Consider the following 16,897-nt stretch of genomic DNA (forward strand, 5'->3'; position numbering starts at 1 on the left):
TTGCGGCCAAACCCCGGGCAAGAGAAGCCTGGAAGTGCAAAGCGTTCATTGACACGGTGGCTCACGGTCTGCGGCCGAACTGCCACTTACCGGTTGCCTGCTGCTGTGTCGTTACTCGTCCTCACTGGATTGCACCCGCCGCCGCGTGCTAAGCAGCTGAACCTCCGGGCGTCCCGCCACCAGCCGTTCCGCAGCATCCAGAACCTCCACAACGTGCGCCCGGTCCGCTGCAACCACCGCAATACCAACGGCCGCCCTCCGGTGCAGGTCCAGATGGCCGGATTCGGCAGCGGACACGGAGAACCTGCGGTGAAGCTCAGCGATCAGGGGCCGCACCAGGGACCGTTTCTCCTTGAGCGAGTGCACGTCATCCAGCAGCAGGTCGAATTCCAGGCTCCCCGTCCACATGGCCCTCATCCTCGCCTCCGCCAGCCAGATGTCAACAGAGGAGGCCGGCGGCTGACCCCGGGGCTAGCGGCACGCGGACACGCGCTTAGGGTTAGGCCCACGGGGAGCACGGTTAGCGGAACATGGTTAGGCCCACAGGGTTCATGGCCGGAACCAGCGGTGCTATGTTCGCACTTATGACGCCGTCCCCAACCGTGCGTTTCCCGGTTCCTCCTGATGCATAACCACGGGGCTTTCTCGGTCGAGTCACTCTTCCTGATCCCGGCGGTCGCTGCGGCGGCGGCCTATTGGGCAGGGGTCGCCTCGGCGAAATCCGGACGATGGCCGGCTTGGCGGCTGGTGAGCTTTCTTGCCGGTGTCCTCGCAGTGCTGGTTACGCTCCTGGAACCGCTGGCCAGCTGGGCGCACCAGGATTTCACCGCCCTGTGCCTCTCCCATGCGCTCGCCGGGCTGGTGGGTCCGTTGCTGCTGATGGTTGCCCGGCCGGCGGCACTCGCTCTGCGGACGCTGGATGAATTCCCTGCCCGGCGGCTGCGCCGGCTCCTGGACAGCGCTCCGGCCAGGTCCCTCTCCCATCCGGCCACCGCCACGGTGCTGGTGCTCGCGGGAATGTGGGCGATGTTCCACACCGGCTTGTTCACGTCCATGCAGGAGTCCATGCCGGTGCACTGGCTGGTGACCGGCTACCTCGCGGCAGCGGGCTGCCTGTTCACCGCGGCGGTTCTGGGCACCACCTCCGCACCGCACAGTTTCCGGCTGCGGGCTGCGGCCCTGCTGGTGGCAGCCGCGGCACACGCCCTCCTAGCCGCCGGACTGCTGGTTTTTCCACCGGCCGGGGTGGAAAACAACGCACCGGGGGCACTGCTGCTGCTGGTGACCGGCTTGGTGATCCAGGCGGTGCTCGGGGTGATCCTGCTGCGGCAACGGCAGGCACTTCGCCGGCAACTACCCCAACCCAGGGGAACTTAAATCATTGCGGTCCCGCCAGGTCCTACAGCACCTGCGGGAAGCCCAGATCGATTTCCGACGTCGACGGATCCGGCCAGCGCGTGGTCACCACTTTGCCCCGGGTATAGAAACGGATCGAATCCGGCCCGTACATGTGCGTATCCCCGAACAGCGAGTCCTTCCAGCCTCCGAAGGAGAAGGAGCCCACCGGTACCGGGATCGGCACATTGACGCCCACCATGCCGGCTTCGACGTCGAACTCGAACGCCCGGGCGGCACCGCCGTCGCGCGTGAAGATCGCGGTGCCGTTGCCGTACGGGTTCTCGTTCACCAGCTGCACCGCGTCGGCGTAGGTGGGAACGCGGACCACGGAGAGCACTGGACCGAAAATCTCATCGTCGTAGGCTTTCATTCCCGGTTTCACGTTATCCAGCAGGCTCACGCCCAGGAAGAACCCGTCCCCGTCGAAGGACGCCTCCCGTCCGTCCACCACCACGGTGGCGCCTTCATCCGCGGCACCGGCCACGTAGGAAGCCACCTTGTCCCGGTGCTCGGCCGTGATCAGCGGGCCCATCTGCGACGCCGGGTCGGTCCCGGGCCCGATCTTCAGCTCGACCATCCGCGAGCGCACAGCCTCCACCAGGTCATCGGCGATTGAGCCGACCGCCACGAGGACGCTCACGGCCATGCACCGCTCCCCCGCGGATCCGTACGCGGCGGAGACGGCGGCGTCGGCGGCCATGTCGAGGTCGGCGTCGGGCAGGACCACCATGTGGTTCTTCGCCCCGCCCAGGGCCTGGACGCGTTTGCCGTGTTCCGCTGCCCGCCGGTAGATGGTGCGTGCGATCGGCGTCGAACCCACAAAGCTGATGGCTTTCACTTCGGGGTGTTCCAGCAGCACGTCCACGGCTTCCTTGTCCCCGTGCACCACGTTCAACACCCCGGCGGGCAGGCCCGCTTCGGCGAACAGCTCAGCAATGAACACGGACGCCGAGGGGTCCTTCTCGCTCGGCTTCAACAGGACGGTGTTTCCGCAGGCCAGGGCGCTGCCGATCATCCAGAGCGGCACCATGGCCGGGAAGTTGAACGGGGTGATGCAGGCGACCACGCCTACCGGCTGACGGATGGAATGGACGTCGACGCCGGAGGCCACCTGCTCGGATCGCTCCCCTTTGAGTGTCTGCGAGAGGGCGGTCGCGAATTCGATGTTCTCCAGGCCGCGGGTGATTTCGCCTTCCGCGTCGGAGAGGACCTTGCCGTGTTCGCTGGTGAGGATGGCGGCCAGTTCGGCCTTGCGTTCGGTGAGCAGCTCACGGACCTTGAAGAAGATGCCGGTGCGCCGGGCCAGGGAGGTGGCCCGCCAGCCTGGCAGGGCTTCCCGGGCGGCTTGGATAGCTTCCTCCACCCGGGCCGCCGAGGCCAGTGCCACTTCCTTTTCCTGGACGCCCGTGGCGGGGTTGAACACTGGTCCGTAGCGTTCTGCGTCCGGAACCTGCGTGCCGTTAATGATGTGCGGGATGCGCTGCATGGGATCTCGATTCGGGACGTGCGCCGCTTAGGGCGCGGGAACCTGGTCAGTTTCCGGAACATCTGCCCGGAGGGTGCCGTCGACGAGCTGGACGATCATGGAGCAGTCCTTGCCCGCCTGGCCCGCGTCGATCAGCCGGGCGAAGAGCTGCTGGACGTGTTCGCCGATTTCCAGCGGGGTGCCGGTGTCCCGGGCCGCCGCTATGGCGAGGTTGATGTCCTTGTTCGCCAGTTCGGCGGTGAACGTGGGTTCGAAGTTATTGTTCGACGCCGCCGTGTCCACCACTCCCGGCACCGGGTACCAGGTCCGCAGCGCCCAGCTGTCACCCGAGGACACCGAAGCGATATCCCAGAAGACCTGTTTGTCCAGGCCGAGCCGGTCGGCCAGGACAGCGCCCTCGGCGGTGGCGGCGAGGTTGATGAACAGCATGAGGTTGTTGCAGATCTTCGCGGCCTGCCCGGTGGTGGGGCCGCCAGTGGGAATGACGTTGCCGGCCATCGGTTCGATATAGGCCGCTGCATCGGCGACGGCGTCCTCCGCCCCGCCCACCATAAAGGTGAGGGTCCCGGCCTGGGCGCCGCTCATACCGCCGGAAACCGGGGCGTCCACGAACCGGAACCGTCCGGCGGCCGCGGCGTCGTGCAGCGCCTGCGCCGATTCGACGTCGATCGTCGAGGAATCGATCAGCAGCGTATCCAGCGAAGCGTGGGCCAGGATCCCGTCGGGTTCCAGGTACACCGCCCGGGCGTGTTCGCCCTTGGGAAGCATCGTGAAAACGACGTCGGCCCCTGCCACCGCTTCGGCGATGCTTGCGACGGCCTGCACCCCGGCGGCCTCCGCCGTCGCCACCGCGCGGGGGCTGAGGTCGAACCCCCGCACGTTATGCCCCGCCTTGACCAGGTTCGCGGCCATTGGGGCACCCATGTTCCCCAGTCCGATCCATCCGATTTCCGCCATGGCTAAGCTCCTTTGCTTAGGTAGTGCTGCTGATGAGATAGCGCTGCGCGTCCCCCGCGGAACCAGACTTGCATCCTGCTAGGGTGCGTTCAAGACCAGAATGCACAGACACTATGTGCATCCGTGCACACGCTCGCGGGGGTGGTCCAGCAGGCCGGAACCGCTGTGCGGCCCGGAACCCCAGACCGTCGCATCCTGCGATCCGGAGGAGGAAACGGCCATGGACGATGAACGCCGCCTGCCCAGCCCAGATGACCTGTTGATCCTGCTGACCGTGGCCCGGCTGGGGCGGTTCAACGCCGTCGCCGAAACCCTCGGGACCACGCACACCACAATTTCCCGGCGGATCATCGCCCTGGAGAAACAGCTCGGCGGCCGTACCCTCGCCCGCACGCCCCGCGGCTGGGAACTCACCAGCCTCGGCGCAGAAGCCGTCCGTGCCGCCGAAGCCATCGAAGAAAGCCTGGGAAACCTGCGCTGTGTGCTGGCCCAGGACGCCGATCCCCTGGCCGGAGTGGTGCGGATCAGCACCGTCGATGGCCTCGGCGCGGAGGTCGTGACTCCTGCCTTGGTCCGGCTGCAGGCCAGGCACCCTCAGATCAGCGTGGAAATCTTCTCCGCCACGCGCAAGGTGAGCCAGAACCGTTCGGGTGTTGACCTCGAAGTCGTGGTGGGGAACACCGATGTCAGCACCGCCCAGACGATCCTCCTGGGCCACTACGTGCTGCGGCTATATGCGGGGTCCGGTTACCTGGAGCAGCACGGGATGCCGCAGGTCCCGGACGATCTGGCGGGGCATTGCTTTGTGTCCTATGTGGAGTCGGCGCTGCTGGTGGAAGAACTCGGCCACCGGTCCACCGGCCTGCCCGCCCCGCGCACCAGCTTCCAGGCCACCAGTATTTTTGCCCAGGTGGAAGCTGTCCGCCAGGGCGCCGGCGTCGGGCTCCTGCCGAACTTTATGGTGGCCGGGCGTGAGGGGTTTGTGCCCGTGCTGCCTGGCGACTTCGAACGCCGGCTGCCGATCTCGGCCCGCGTCCAGGCGGTTGTCGCCGCGATCCAGGCGGAGGCCGCCGCCCGGCAGGAACTTCTAGCGTCCTGACGGGCAGCGGCTTCCGGTCCTGCGGCTGGCAGGGATTCAGCTGTCGGCCCGCTCCGGGGCGCGGTCCTGCCCGCTGGACTTGGCAGCGGCCAGCAGGTCTGCGGTGCCCTGGGCATCCGCGGCGTCGACGTCGTGCAGCGAAATACCATTGGTTTCGCGCAGCAGCAGCACCGAAATGGCGGTGACGATGCAGGCACCGAGCAGGTAGAGCGCCACCGGGACGGAGGAGTCATACCGGGCCAGCAGCGACGTCGCGATGATCGGCGCCAGCGACCCGGCAACGATCGAGGTGACCTGGTAGCCAAGGGACACCCCGGAGTACCGCATGCGGGTGGGGAACATTTCCGCCATGATCGACGGCTGCCCGGCATACATCAGGGCGTGGAACAGCAGGCCGATCGTGACCGCCGCCAGGATCACCAGGTCCTCCCCCGTGTCCATCATCGGGAAAGCGAAGAACCCCCAGGTGGCCCCCAGTACGGCGCCGGCCAGGTAAACCGGCCGCCGGCCCAGGGTATCGGAGAGGCGTCCGGCCATCGGTACCGCGCAGAAATGGACAAAGTGCGCCACCAGCAGCAGCAGCAGGATCCGCGAGGTATCGGTCTGGACTACCGTTTTCAGATAGGTGATGGAGAACGTGACTACCAGGTAGTAGAGGATGTTCTCCGCGAAGCGCAGCCCCATAGCAGTGAAGACGCCGCGCGGGTAGCGGCGGAAGACTTCCAGGACGCCGTAGCCCTTGGCTTCGGTTTCCACTTCCTTCTGCGCTTCAAGGAAGATGGGCGCATCGGAGACCTTGGTTCGGATGTAGTAGCCCACCAGCACGATCACGGCGGAAAGCCAGAACGCCACGCGCCAGCCCCAGCCCAGGAACGCCTCGTTGGACAGCGTGGACGAAAGCAGGAACAGCACACCGGTGGCGAGCAGGTTCCCCATCGGCACGGCGGACTGCGGCCAGCTGGACCAGAAGCCGCGGGACTTATCCGGGCTGTGTTCGGCCACCAGCAGCACAGCGCCGCCCCATTCGCCGCCGACGGCGAAGCCCTGGATGAAGCGCAGCGCCACCAGCATGGCGGGAGCCCAGTAACCGACCTGGTCGAAGCCTGGCAGGCAGCCCATCAGGAAGGTGGAGACACCCACCAGGATGATGCTCAGCTGCAGGAGTTTCTTGCGCCCGAACTTATCGCCAAAGTGTCCGAAGACAATGCCGCCGATCGGACGCGCCACGAAGCCGACGGCGTAGGTCACGAATGCGGCGATGATGCCGTCGAGCTCGGTATTGGCATTTGGGAAGAACAAGTGCGCGAAGACCAGAGTGGAGGCCGCCGCATAGAGGAAGAACTCGTACCACTCCACGACCGTCCCGGCCATGGATGCCACCACGACCTTGCGGAGGCCCTCCGGGACCGGCGTCTTGGCCCGGCTGCGCTGCTTGGGAATATTAGTACTCATCCACATTCTCCTTTGGTGTCCACGTTGACACGGTCGGCCACCGCCGGGCATGACGCCCCCGGCCGAGTTAGGACGAGTATGGTGCCTGCACCGAAGCCGCTCAATCACCAAAACCGCAAGGCGCATCTGCAGAAATGCACACCGGGCGGGTTCCGTCGACCCGCTGGAGATTCCCAGAGAGCCGGCGGAGGCTAACCATTGTGCACTGCTGTATGTTCCCCTAACAATGGAGGATGCCAGTTACGCTCAGATCCCTCGAAACTGCTGTTCCCCCGACTGTCCTGGTTCAGGACCAGGTCCGCGATGTGTTTGCGGCGCAGCCTGGCCTGACCCGGCTGGGCACCCGGCTGGTCACTACATGCTTCAATTCGGCCGCCATCGACACCCGGCGCACGGCGCTGGAGGAGCTGACACTGATGTCCACGGTTGAGAACCCGCAGTTCTTCGACCCGCAGACCGGCCTGCTGCTGATGCCCAGCACCAAGGCCCGCAACGATATTTTCGCGGCAGAAGCCACCAAGCTCTTTATCGAGGCCGGCCGCAAGGCGGTGGAGAACTGCCCGGGGATCTCGCCCGCGGACGTGACCCACGTGGTGACCGTTTCCTGCACGGGGTTCTTTAATCCCGGGCCCGACTACAAGCTGGTCCGCGCCCTTGGATTGAACCCCGCGGTGCAGCGCTACCACCTCGGATTCATGGGCTGCTATGCCGCCTTCCCCGCCATGCGCGCCGCCAAGTCCTTCTGCGAAGCCGATCCGGACGCCGTCGTCCTGGTGGTCAGCGCCGAGCTGTGCTCGCTGCACGTGCGCTCGTCCAATGACCCGGACATCATCATGGGTTCCTCGCTGTTCGCCGACGGCGCCGCGGCAGCCATCATCACCAGCCGCGACCTGCCCGGTGAAAGCCCCGCGATCGTCCTGGACCATTTCGAAACCACCCTCACACCCGTGGGGGAAGAATCCATGGCCTGGAACATTGGCGACCATGGGTTCGAAATGGTGCTGGGCACCTACGTACCGCACATCATTGACGAGCACATCGTCGGAGCCTTGGAGCCGCTGCTGGCCCGGGACCCCGCGGTGGCGGCGCTGCCGTATGCGGAGATCGAGCACTGGGCCATCCACCCCGGCGGGCGCAGCATCCTGGACAAAGTTGAGGCCAAGCTCGGGCTGAGCCAGGAGCAGCTGGTACCTGCCCGCGAAACCCTGCGGAACTTCGGCAACATGAGTTCGGCGACGGTGATGTTCGTGCTCAAGCACATCCTGGAACAGCCCTTCACGGGCGGCAACGAGCGGATCTGCTCGATGGCCTTCGGCCCCGGCCTGACCGTGGAAACCGGACTCTTCACCCGGGTGCCGGGCACGGCTCCGACGGCTGAACACCGTGCCGAAGCGGCAGCTGCTCCGGTCACGGCCGCCGTGGCCTAAACCCAGTGCCGCTGTTGGACGCCGGCTCACCGCCGTTTTTCCCGCCGGACCTGAGCCGCCGGGCGGTGGAGGCCGTCGAGGAAATGGACCGCCCCGACTGTGATCCGGTCCGGCTGGAACGCACCTATGCGCAGTTCCCGCTGATCAACGCCGTCGTCTCCGGGTGGCGGCGGAATTACCGCCGGTATGTTCGCCCGGTCCTTGCCGGCCACGGCGGCGGCACTGTCCTGGACATCGGTTCCGGCGGCGGGGACTTGGCGCGTGCCCTGGCCCGTTGGGCGCGGCGGGACGGTCTCCGGGTGGAAGTCACCGGAATCGACCCGGACCCAAGGGCGCACGCCTACGCCTCGTCCCGGGCTCCGCTCCCCGGCCTTGAATTCCGTCCCGTCTTCACCTCCGCACTGGTGGCCGAGGGCCGGTCATTCGACGTCGTGATCTCCAACCATGTGCTGCACCACCTGGATGCCGGGGCCTTCGAGGGTTTGCTCGCGGACTCGCAGGCGCTGACCCGCCAGCTGGTGCTGCACAGCGACATCGAACGCAGTCCGTGGGCCTATGGCTTGTTTTCCGCCGGCACCCTGCCCTTCTTCCACGGGTCCTTCATCCGCGCTGACGGCCTGACGTCGATCCGGCGCAGCTACACGGCCGCCGAGCTGGCGGCGGCCGCGCCGGCCGGGTGGGAAACCCGCAGGCAGAAGCCGTGGCAGAACCTGCTCCTGTACCGGGCGGGCCAGTGATCAGGCCAGCGAACGGCCCGGGGATGAGCCCGGGCACGGGCCCGGAGGGTGGGCCGCTTCTCGACTCCGGGCAGGTCCTCGACGTCGACGTCGCCATCGTGGGCGGGGGCCCGGTGGGCCTTGCCCTGGCGATCCTCCTGCAGCAGCAGGGACTGCGGACCGCGGTCCTGGAGCGGCGGACAACCCGCAGCAGTCACTCCCGCGCCATCGGCATCCACCCGCCCGGTCTGGCGGCCCTTGAAGGCACGGGGATCACCGAACAGCTCACGTCCGAGGGGGTCCAGATCCGCCACGGTGCCGCCCGGACGCGGGACCGGCGTCTGGTGTCCATCCGGTTCACCCGGACCGCCACCCGCTACCCGTACGTCCTGGCCCTGCCGCAGGAACGCACCGAAACGATTCTCGAGGACCGCCTCAGGTCCCTGGCTCCGACCGCGCTGCACCGCGGGCACACCGTGACGGCACTCGTCGATACGGGTTCGTCCGTCATCCTCGCCGGCATTTCCGGCGCAGATGGCGGGACCGGCGCAGTCCGTGGGACCGGCGCAGACGTTGGGACCGGCACGGTGGGAGAGGACGCCGGTTTCGCCGTCCATGCTGCCTTTGTGGTGGCGGCCGACGGCGCCCGCTCCCCGCTTCGCGGCCTGCTGGGCGCCGCCGTCGAGGGCAAGGTGCTGCCTGATCACTACCTGATGGGCGATTTTCCCGATACCACCGGCGACGGAGCCCTGGGTGTGCTCTATCTGGAACCGGAAGGAATTGTGGAGTCTTTCCCCCTGCCCGCCGGCAAACGCCGCTGGGTAGCCCACACCCGGACGCTGCTCGCGGAGGCCGATGCCAAGCTGCTGGCCACAACCGTGCAGGAACGCACCGGACAGCAGCTGGACACTGCGGGGAACTCAATGCTCAGCGCCTTTTCCGTCCGCACCGCGCTGGCGCGGCAGCTGGTTCACGGCCGTACGGTGCTGATCGGCGATGCGGCCCATGAGGTCAGTCCCATCGGCGGGCAGGGCCTGACGCTGGGCTGGCTGGATGCAGCGGAACTGGCTCCCCTTCTCGCCTCAGGTGTGCGCGGCGTTGATATCCGTGGGCAGCTGGCGCAGTTTGACCGGCGACGGCGGCGGGCGGCCAGGACCGCTTCGGCCCAGGCACGGCTGAACATGGCACTCGGCCGCCCGCTTCCGCCCCCGATCATGCGGGCCCGCAACGCTGCGCTGGCGGCACTGTTCCGGGCACCACAGCTGGGCGACCTGGTCGCGCGCCGGTTCACCATGCAGTAGCCCGGCGGCCCCGGCCCGGGCCGTAGTCAAGAGAAACGCGGCTACCGGGGTCCGTGGTCGAGGGTGACGGTGCGCAGGTCGAGGCGGCGCAGGACGCGGTCTACGGCTTCGGGGTCCATTCCGGACTGCCGGCGGGCTGCCAGCACCTCCTTCCGTGCGGCGGCCAGGGCTTCGCGCTGGACCTCGTCCATCACCTCCAGGGTGGCCTTGAGCTGGCGCATCTTCTGCGGATCTGCCTCGGCGTCGCGTTCCAGGATTGAGTGCAGGGAGGACATCCGCCGGGCCAGCGCGGCCCGGCGTTCGGGCGGCAGCCTGTCCGCCGCCGTCGAACGTTTCATCGTTTCCAGGGCGATGCGTTCAGCACGCTTGGCCAACTCGCGCTCCTGCCGTTCCATGGCCAAGTGGTCACTCGGCAGATTGAGCCGGCGCATGAGCCACGGCAGGGTCAGGCCGGGAAGCACCAGCGTGGTCACCAGGACGGCGCCTGCGGTGACGATCATGAAGTTCCGGCCGGGCAGTTCCGCTCCGGCCAGGGTGGTTGCCGGCAGAGCCAGCGCAAGGGCCAAGGTGGCCAGGCCGCGCATACCGCACCAGGTGAGGACCAGGACTTCCTTGAGGGAGCCCGGCACGTTGTTGCGTTTTTCCGTTCCGCCGAACCGGTAGATGCCGTACATCCAGAGGAAACGGACCAGCACCACGGCGATGCAGACGGCAGCGATGCCCGGGATGAAGCCGAAGATCTCACGGCCTTCATCCTCAATGGCGTACCGCATTTCGATGCCGACCAGCCCAAAGGCGACGCCCGTGGTCAACAGTTCGACGACGTCCCAGAAGGCCGTGCGGGTGAGGCGTTCCTCGGAGTCCTGCGGACGTGCCCGGCGGCCAAGTTCCAAGGCAGTGACGACGACGGCAACGACTCCGGAAAAGTGCAGTTCCTCCGCCAGGATGTAGACGGCATAGGGAGCAACGAGGGTCACGGCGGAACGGGCCACGAGGTTGGGAACGAACCGGTTGAGCGCTCCAACGAGCCAGCCCATGCCGAGTCCCAGCAGGACGGCGCCCGCGGCCCCGATCAGGAACTTCGGAATGATCGTCCAGTCGACCTCGCCGCCGCTAACTGCGGCGCCGACGGCGGCCTGGAAGATCACGATGGCGATCGCGTCGTTGAAGAGCCCCTCAGTCTGCAGCACGGTGACCAGCCGGCGGGGCATGTTTACCTTGCCCGCCACGGCTTCCACCGCCACGGGATCGGGCGGCGCCACAATGGCGCCAAGCGCGATCGCGGCCGGCAGGCCGAGCGCCGGGACAAAAGCCCAGGAGATTCCGGCGACGACGGCGGCAGTGACCGCGACCAGTGCCACGGCGAGCAGCACCAGCGAGCGCCAGCGGAGCCGGAAGACCGACCAGGAGCTGCGCTGCGCTGCCGCATAAAGCAGCGGCGGCAGGAACAGCGGCAGGATCAGTTCCGGATCGATGTGGATCTCCGGGAGAAACGGCAGGAACGCGAACAGCGCAGAGAAAATGAGCATCAGCACCGGATAGGGAAGCCTGATCCGCTCCCCCAGGCCAACCACCAGCACGGTGCCAAAGAGCAGGGCAACCAGCAGAATCAGGAATTCCATGCCTGGAATCCTCCTCCGGCAGCACCCATCTGCCTAGTCCGGAAATTGCTCACTCGGGCCTTCCTGATAGTTGCCTGAGCTAACTTTATCCCAGCTTTCTGGGAGGTTTCCGGAGATTACGTATCCAGATGCGTCGGGGCAAAGAGCCGGAGTACGGTTTCCACCACGACGACGTTCGGACCGTCCTCGGCGAAGGATTCCTCCAGTGCCTGCCGCACCTTCGCCGGTTCCGCACGGCGGGCCGGAATCCCGAAGGACTCAGCGAGCAGGACGAAATCGGGGCCGGCCAGTTCTGTCGCCGTGGCCTTGCCGAATGCATCAACCATGTATTCGCGCAGCACCCCATAGCCGCCGTCGTCAACAATCAGCCAGGTGACCGGCACATTGTGCTGCCGCGCGGTGGCCAGTTCGGCGATCGAGTACATCGCTGACCCGTCGCCGGACACGGCGAGCACCCGCTCCCCGAGCCCCACGGCCGCTCCGAGCGCACCCGGATAACCGAAGCCGAGGCCGCCGGCGCCCTGCGCGGAATGGAACGCCCCGGATTTGGCATCCCAACAGCTCCAGGCCCAGTAGGCGGCGATCGTCATATCCCAGAAGGTCTCCATACCGGCGGGCACCGCTGCCCGGATATCGGCCATAAAGGCCCTTTCCGGACCAAGGTCCTGGGCTTCGAGCCGGGCCGTGATGCGGGCCAGTGTGGCAGCGGTCAGCTCTTCGGGTGTCTGGCCGTGCCAGTCCGGTGCCTGGGCGGGTTCCTGGAGGGCGGCGTCCAGCGCGGCGAGCGCCTGCCCGGCGTCTGCCCGGATGCCGAGCGCTGGGCCGTTGGACTCCAGCACGCGGGGCTCGGCGTCGATCTGGATGATCCTGCCGCGCGGGGCGAAGGTGAAGTAGTTGGATGTGATCTCCCCGAGGGATGATCCGATCACCAGCAGGACGTCGGCGTCCTCCAGCAGCTCGGTGGCCCACCTGTCCTCCACCCAGGACTGCAGGGACAGCGGATGGTTCCAGGGGAACGCCCCCTTGCCGCCGGGAGTGCAGATGACCGGGGCGCGAAGTTTGCCGGCCAGGGACAGCAAATGCTCCTCCGCACGGCCGCGGCGGGTGCCGCCGCCGGCAATAATGGCCGGCCGCCGGGCGCTGCCCAGCCATTTCACGGCCTCGGTGACCAGCTCGCTGCGCGGCGGGTTGTCGAAGGGTTCGGCCAGGGCGTCCTCCACCGCCGGCACCATGACCGGCGCGAGCAGGACATTCTGCGGCACCTCGACCCACACCGGTCCCATGGGTGCGGAAATCGCTTCCGTCCAGGCGTCCTGGATGGCGGAAGGAATTCCGGAGGCGTGCTGGATCAGGCGCTGGCTCTTGGTGACGTTCGCGGCGGATGCCTTCTGGTCATCGAGCTGGTGCAGCATGCCGCGGCGGCGTGCGCCCAGGCCCTCGATCGGGATCTGGCTGGCCACCACAACCATGGGCACACCGGTGGCGTAGGCCTCCTGCAGCCCGGCCAGCGAGGTCAGCGCACCGGGTCCGGTGGAGAGGAAGAGGACACCGACCTTTCCGGTGGCCCGGGAAAAGCCGTCGGCGGCGAAGGCCGCATTGTTTTCCACCCGGGAGGAGACGAACTCCAGGGTGGAGCGGGACAGTGCATCAAAGAGGCCCAGCGCGTGCTGGCCGGGGATGCCGAAAACGGTGGTGGCGCCCAGTGCTTCCAGGGTTTCGACTACAAGGTCTCCACCGTTGCGTACCGCCGCTCCGGGCGCCACCGGGCTCATGCGGAAAGTCCCATCAGGGTGATGAGGTCATAGGCCACATGGGACGCAGCCACGGCGGTGATGTCCGCGTGGTCGTAGGCGGGGGCAACCTCCACCACGTCCGCTCCCACCAGGTTCATCCCGCGCATGCCGCGCAGGATTTCCAGCAATTCCCGGCTGGTGATGCCGCCGGCTTCCGGTGTTCCGGTGCCGGGAGCGTGCGCGGGGTCCAGCACGTCGATGTCCACCGAGATGTACAGCGGCCGGCTGCCGATCCTCTCACGCAGCTTCGCGACGACTTCATCCACGCCCTGCCGGAACACATCCGAGGAGGTCACGATGCCGAAGCCGAACCGGCGGTCCTCCTCCAGGTCCTTCTTGCCGTAAAGCGGTCCACGGGTACCAACGTGGGAAATGGCCTCCGTATCCAGGATGCCCTCTTCCACCGCACGGCGGAACGGCGTGCCGTGGGTGTACTCGGCACCGAAGTAGGTGTCCCAGGTGTCCAGATGCGCGTCAAAGTGCAGCATGGCCACCGGTTGCCCGGCCCGTTCTGCCGCAGCCCGCAGGAGCGGCAGGGCGATGGTGTGGTCTCCGCCGAGGGTCAGCAGCTTGGCTCCGCCCGCCGTCAGATCCAGCGCACCGGCCTGGATCGTTTCGATGGCCTCGTTAATGTTGAACGGGTTCACGGCCAGGTCACCGGCGTCGGCAACCTGCAGGTTCTCGAACGGGGAGGTGTCCTGGGCCGGGTTGTAAGGACGCAGCAGGCGTGAGGCTTCGCGGATGTGGTTGCCGCCAAACCGGGCCCCCGGGCGGTAGGACACTCCGGAGTCGAAAGGCACGCCGACGACGGCGACGTCGGCACGCTCCACCTGGTCAAGCCGCGGGAGGCGGGCGTAGGTGGCCGCTCCTGCGTAGCGCGGGACCTGGGCGGCGTCGATCGGACCCACTTTGCCATTGGAGTTGATGCGCGGCTGGTCTTGAGGCTTATCCACTGAGTATTTCTCCCGGTTTGGTTCCTGTCGGGGCCGTGGCGGCACCCGCTTCGATGCTATCCGGCCATTGACTGAAAGTTACCTAATAGGCATCAAATGTTTATCGCTACGCTAAAGTGGAAGACCGGCTGGCGTCAAGACTAGGCTGTGACTATGGCGGACCGGGTTTCCTTTGCGAACAATGTTGGAATGAACTACGACGTCGATGTCCTGATTGTGGGGGCAGGACCCACCGGGCTGGCGCTTGCCGCCCAGCTGGCCAGCTATGGCACCAGCTTCCGGATCATCGACCGGCGGCAGGCTCCATCCACGCAGTCCCGTGCGCTGGCCGTGCAGCCGCGTACTCTGGAGGCACTGCGTCCCTTCGGGATCAGCGACACCATGGCGCGCAGTGGCAATCCCGCCAGGCAGCTTCATCTGCATCTGCCGGAAGACACGGTCTCGATCGGGCTGTTCGACATCGGGATCGAGGACTCCGCCTACCAGCAGCTGCTCTTCCTCCCGCAGGCCGACACCGAACGCATCCTCACCGGATACCTGGCCAGCCGGGGTGTGCGGATCGAACGGGGCGCGGAGCTCCTGGAGCTCGAACGCCTGGATCCGGAGGACCCGTTTGCCGGGATGGAAGCGCGGGTGGAGCGCCAGGACCGCGGCATCGACCGCATCCGGGCCCGGTACGTCGTGGGCGCCGACGGCGTGGACAGCACCGTCCGGCGACGCGCCGGCATGGATTTCCGTGGCTCCAGCTACACGGACAGCTTTGTGCTGGCAGACCTGGAAGTCGACGGCGCGGAGCCCTCTGCCGTGCATGCCTATCCCACTGACGACGGTTTTATGGTTCTTTTCCCGCTCGGCCAGCCGGCCAGCTGGCGGATGATCAGCCTCAAGCAGCGCGGTGACCGGAGCGAGACAACCCTCGAGACCCTGCAGGAGATTGCGGACCGGTTCTCCGGCGGGGCCCTGAAGCTGAGAGACCCGAAGTGGATCAGCAGCTTCAAGCTTTCCCATCAGATGGCCGAGTATTTCCAGTGGGGCTCGGTCTTCCTGGCCGGAGACTCAGCGCATGTCCACTCCCCCGTGGGCGGGCAGGGGATGAATACCGGCATCCAGGATGCCTTGAACCTGGGCTGGAAACTCGCGCTCGGGGCCCGAGGACTCGCTTCCGAGGAGCTGATCGACAGCTACGATGCCGAACGCCGCCCGGTGGCACGCGGAATCGTGGGCTTCACCGACCGCCTGTTCAAACTCGCGACCAGCCGTAACGGCCTGCTGAAACTGCCCCGGACCAAGCTGCTGCCGGCGCTGGCACCCGTCATGGCTGCCAACGAGCGCCTGCGCAGCCGCGCCTTCCGCACCATGTCCCAGCTGGGCATCAACTACCGCGGCAGTGCCATGACAGAGGCTGGAGCCAACCGCCTCCCCGCCGCTCTGTCCTCCGGCCCCCGGCCGGGTGACCGGCTGCCGGACGCCGTCGTGCAATACCAGGACCATGAACGCCGGCTCCAGGACCTGGTCGCCGCGCCCGGGTTCCACGTCCTGCTCACGGGGCCGGGCTGGCCGGAGGACACTCCGCAGCAACTGCACTCCGCTTTGTCAGCTCTGGGCGGCCTGCTGAGCGTCCAGCGCCTGGCCGTGGGCAGCCGGCTCACCCCCGGGGGCCCTGGAATCATCCAGGACATCAGCGGGATGGCGTTCAAGCGGCTCGGCCTTTCGGCCCGCCGTCCGGAAGTTATCCTCGTCCGCCCCGACGGGTACATCGGATACCGGTCTTCGGGCACGAACATCAATGGGGCCGTGGCGTATCTGGAGCGGCTCACCGGGACGGGCGAACGGACGTCGCCGCAGCCAACACTGCAAACAGCCTGATCGGCGTCGGGGCGGGCGTCCCGCCATGGGTGCCGCCGGCCCGCTGAGGCCCTGCCAGGCGTCGCCGGCCGGTTAGGCCCGTTAGGCGTCGCCGGCCGGCTGCTGGCCCGTTAGGCGGTGCCGGGGCTGACCAGCGTCCAGATAACCACGGCGGAGACGCTGTCATCGGGGTTCCGCCAGGAGTGCGGTTCCTGGCCGGGGAACGTGACGGTATCCCCGGCGGACAGGACCATGGTTTCGGTGGCGAAGACCAGGTCAAGCCGCCCCTCGGCCACGTGGAGCACTTCGACGTCGCAGTCCACGGAGTACAGGTCGGCTTCTCCGGAACCCCCGGGCACGATCTCCGAACGGATCACCTGTACCCGCCGCTCGGTCCGCGGCGTGAGCAGCCGTTCATTGATGCCATCGCCGCCAAGATTGATCCCGGGCGCTTCAGGCCAGCGGACCAGGGTGGTTTCGGGCGGAACAAAAAGGTCTCCGATGGAGATGGAGAGGACCTGGCAGAGGGTCACCAGGGAGGCGACCGACGGGGATGTGAGGTCACGTTCGACCCGGCTCAGGAAGCCCTTGGTCAGGCCGGTGGAATCTGCCACCTGTTCGATCGTTAGGTGGCGCGCCTGGCGTGCGGTGCGGATCCGCGACCCGATGGCCAGCGGGGCATTGCTGGGTTCAACCGACAGTGCCTTCATGAACTGACTGGTCCTTTCCGGCAGGGAGATGACGGGATGTAAAGCGCATTATTTCAGCGTTTGACGAGTGGTGTGCCGCGCAACTAGCGTACAGGTGAACAATCGTTGCCTTGGAGCAAACGCCGGACATCCGGCCCC

At 67.0% G+C, this 16,897-nt stretch carries 14 protein-coding genes; 6 read left to right on the top strand and 8 right to left on the bottom strand.

Annotated elements, in window-relative coordinates; genetic code table 11:
• Window positions 1-111: 111 nt before the first annotated feature.
• Window positions 112-408, bottom strand: a complete 297-nt coding sequence (locus RTN46_RS00930; RefSeq protein ID WP_312178550.1) for a DUF503 domain-containing protein — start codon at window positions 406-408, stop codon at window positions 112-114.
• Between the two features lie 216 nt (window positions 409-624).
• Between RTN46_RS00930 and RTN46_RS00935 the strand changes: the two genes are divergently transcribed.
• Complete coding sequence (locus tag RTN46_RS00935; protein ID WP_312178551.1) at window positions 625-1,377, top strand: cytochrome c oxidase assembly protein; 753 nt, start codon at window positions 625-627, stop codon at window positions 1,375-1,377.
• 22 nt (window positions 1,378-1,399) lie between these two features.
• On the opposite strand, the gene RTN46_RS00940 is transcribed toward RTN46_RS00935, so the two are convergent.
• Both RTN46_RS00940 and mmsB read right to left on the bottom strand, forming a co-directional pair.
• The gene (locus RTN46_RS00940; protein ID WP_312178552.1) at window positions 1,400-2,884 is read right to left on the bottom strand and encodes a CoA-acylating methylmalonate-semialdehyde dehydrogenase; all 1,485 of its coding nucleotides are present in this window, start codon (window positions 2,882-2,884) and stop codon (window positions 1,400-1,402) included.
• Between the two features lie 27 nt (window positions 2,885-2,911).
• Complete coding sequence (gene mmsB, locus RTN46_RS00945; protein ID WP_312178618.1) at window positions 2,912-3,880, bottom strand: 3-hydroxyisobutyrate dehydrogenase; 969 nt, start codon at window positions 3,878-3,880, stop codon at window positions 2,912-2,914.
• Window positions 3,881-4,061: 181 nt separating this feature from the next.
• Here mmsB and RTN46_RS00950 point away from each other — a divergent pair, with 181 nt between their 5' ends.
• Window positions 4,062-4,940 carry a LysR family transcriptional regulator gene (locus RTN46_RS00950; protein WP_312178553.1) on the top strand — a complete coding sequence of 293 codons (879 nt, stop codon included), beginning with the start codon at window positions 4,062-4,064 and terminating at the stop codon, window positions 4,938-4,940.
• A 36-nt stretch (window positions 4,941-4,976) separates the two neighbouring features.
• Here the strand turns inward: RTN46_RS00950 and RTN46_RS00955 are convergent, their stop codons facing one another.
• On the bottom strand, window positions 4,977-6,392 hold the full coding sequence (locus RTN46_RS00955; RefSeq protein WP_312178554.1) for an MFS transporter: 1,416 nt from the start codon (window positions 6,390-6,392) through the stop codon (window positions 4,977-4,979).
• 233 nt (window positions 6,393-6,625) lie between these two features.
• Between RTN46_RS00955 and RTN46_RS00960 the strand changes: the two genes are divergently transcribed.
• Genes RTN46_RS00960 through RTN46_RS00970 form a run of 3 tightly spaced genes read left to right on the top strand, consistent with a single transcriptional unit; the run spans window position 6,626 to window position 9,836 of the window.
• Window positions 6,626-7,819, top strand: coding sequence for a type III polyketide synthase (locus tag RTN46_RS00960; RefSeq protein ID WP_312178555.1), 1,194 nt, complete (start codon window positions 6,626-6,628; stop codon window positions 7,817-7,819).
• Window positions 7,820-7,824: 5 nt separating this feature from the next.
• Window positions 7,825-8,556, top strand: coding sequence for a class I SAM-dependent methyltransferase (locus tag RTN46_RS00965; RefSeq protein ID WP_312178556.1), 732 nt, complete (start codon window positions 7,825-7,827; stop codon window positions 8,554-8,556).
• Between the two features lie 23 nt (window positions 8,557-8,579).
• Window positions 8,580-9,836 (top strand): NAD(P)/FAD-dependent oxidoreductase, encoded by a 1,257-nt coding sequence (locus RTN46_RS00970; protein WP_312178557.1) that lies wholly within the window; start codon window positions 8,580-8,582, stop codon window positions 9,834-9,836.
• 41 nt (window positions 9,837-9,877) lie between these two features.
• On the opposite strand, the gene RTN46_RS00975 is transcribed toward RTN46_RS00970, so the two are convergent.
• The 3 genes from RTN46_RS00975 to speB form a co-directional block, all read right to left on the bottom strand.
• Window positions 9,878-11,458, bottom strand: a complete 1,581-nt coding sequence (locus tag RTN46_RS00975; RefSeq protein ID WP_312178558.1) for a Na+/H+ antiporter — start codon at window positions 11,456-11,458, stop codon at window positions 9,878-9,880.
• 116 nt (window positions 11,459-11,574) lie between these two features.
• A complete protein-coding gene (locus RTN46_RS00980; protein ID WP_312178559.1) occupies window positions 11,575-13,230 on the bottom strand; it encodes a thiamine pyrophosphate-binding protein in 1,656 nt (551 codons plus the stop codon).
• Window positions 13,227-14,204, bottom strand: coding sequence for an agmatinase (speB, locus tag RTN46_RS00985; RefSeq protein WP_312178560.1), 978 nt, complete (start codon window positions 14,202-14,204; stop codon window positions 13,227-13,229). Before speB ends, RTN46_RS00980 begins: the two co-directional genes overlap by 4 nt.
• Before the next feature lie 153 nt (window positions 14,205-14,357).
• Between speB and RTN46_RS00990 the strand changes: the two genes are divergently transcribed.
• Window positions 14,358-16,070 carry an FAD-dependent monooxygenase gene (locus RTN46_RS00990; RefSeq protein ID WP_312178561.1) on the top strand — a complete coding sequence of 571 codons (1,713 nt, stop codon included), beginning with the start codon at window positions 14,358-14,360 and terminating at the stop codon, window positions 16,068-16,070.
• Between the two features lie 110 nt (window positions 16,071-16,180).
• On the opposite strand, the gene RTN46_RS00995 is transcribed toward RTN46_RS00990, so the two are convergent.
• Window positions 16,181-16,759, bottom strand: coding sequence for a helix-turn-helix domain-containing protein (locus RTN46_RS00995; protein ID WP_312178562.1), 579 nt, complete (start codon window positions 16,757-16,759; stop codon window positions 16,181-16,183).
• Between the last annotated feature and the right edge of the window lie 138 nt (window positions 16,760-16,897).

The sequence above is a fragment of the Arthrobacter sp. genome, from assembly GCF_031988865.1.
GTDB lineage: Bacteria > Actinomycetota > Actinomycetes > Actinomycetales > Micrococcaceae > Arthrobacter_B.

Excerpts from the sequence above, each read along its gene's own strand:
- RTN46_RS00950 (WP_312178553.1), top strand. The coding sequence starts at position 4,062 with ATGGACGATGAACGCCGCCTGCCCAGCCCAGATGACCTGTTGATCCTG.
- RTN46_RS00975 (WP_312178558.1), bottom strand. The coding sequence starts at position 11,458 with ATGGAATTCCTGATTCTGCTGGTTGCCCTGCTCTTTGGCACCGTGCTG.
- RTN46_RS00935 (WP_312178551.1), top strand. The coding sequence starts at position 625 with ATGCATAACCACGGGGCTTTCTCGGTCGAGTCACTCTTCCTGATCCCG.
- RTN46_RS00995 (WP_312178562.1), bottom strand. The coding sequence starts at position 16,759 with ATGAAGGCACTGTCGGTTGAACCCAGCAATGCCCCGCTGGCCATCGGG.
- RTN46_RS00940 (WP_312178552.1), bottom strand. The coding sequence starts at position 2,884 with ATGCAGCGCATCCCGCACATCATTAACGGCACGCAGGTTCCGGACGCA.
- RTN46_RS00955 (WP_312178554.1), bottom strand. The coding sequence starts at position 6,392 with ATGAGTACTAATATTCCCAAGCAGCGCAGCCGGGCCAAGACGCCGGTC.
- RTN46_RS00970 (WP_312178557.1), top strand. The coding sequence starts at position 8,580 with ATGAGCCCGGGCACGGGCCCGGAGGGTGGGCCGCTTCTCGACTCCGGG.
- RTN46_RS00930 (WP_312178550.1), bottom strand. The coding sequence starts at position 408 with ATGTGGACGGGGAGCCTGGAATTCGACCTGCTGCTGGATGACGTGCAC.
- RTN46_RS00990 (WP_312178561.1), top strand. The coding sequence starts at position 14,358 with ATGGCGGACCGGGTTTCCTTTGCGAACAATGTTGGAATGAACTACGAC.
- RTN46_RS00980 (WP_312178559.1), bottom strand. The coding sequence starts at position 13,230 with ATGAGCCCGGTGGCGCCCGGAGCGGCGGTACGCAACGGTGGAGACCTT.
- RTN46_RS00960 (WP_312178555.1), top strand. The coding sequence starts at position 6,626 with ATGCCAGTTACGCTCAGATCCCTCGAAACTGCTGTTCCCCCGACTGTC.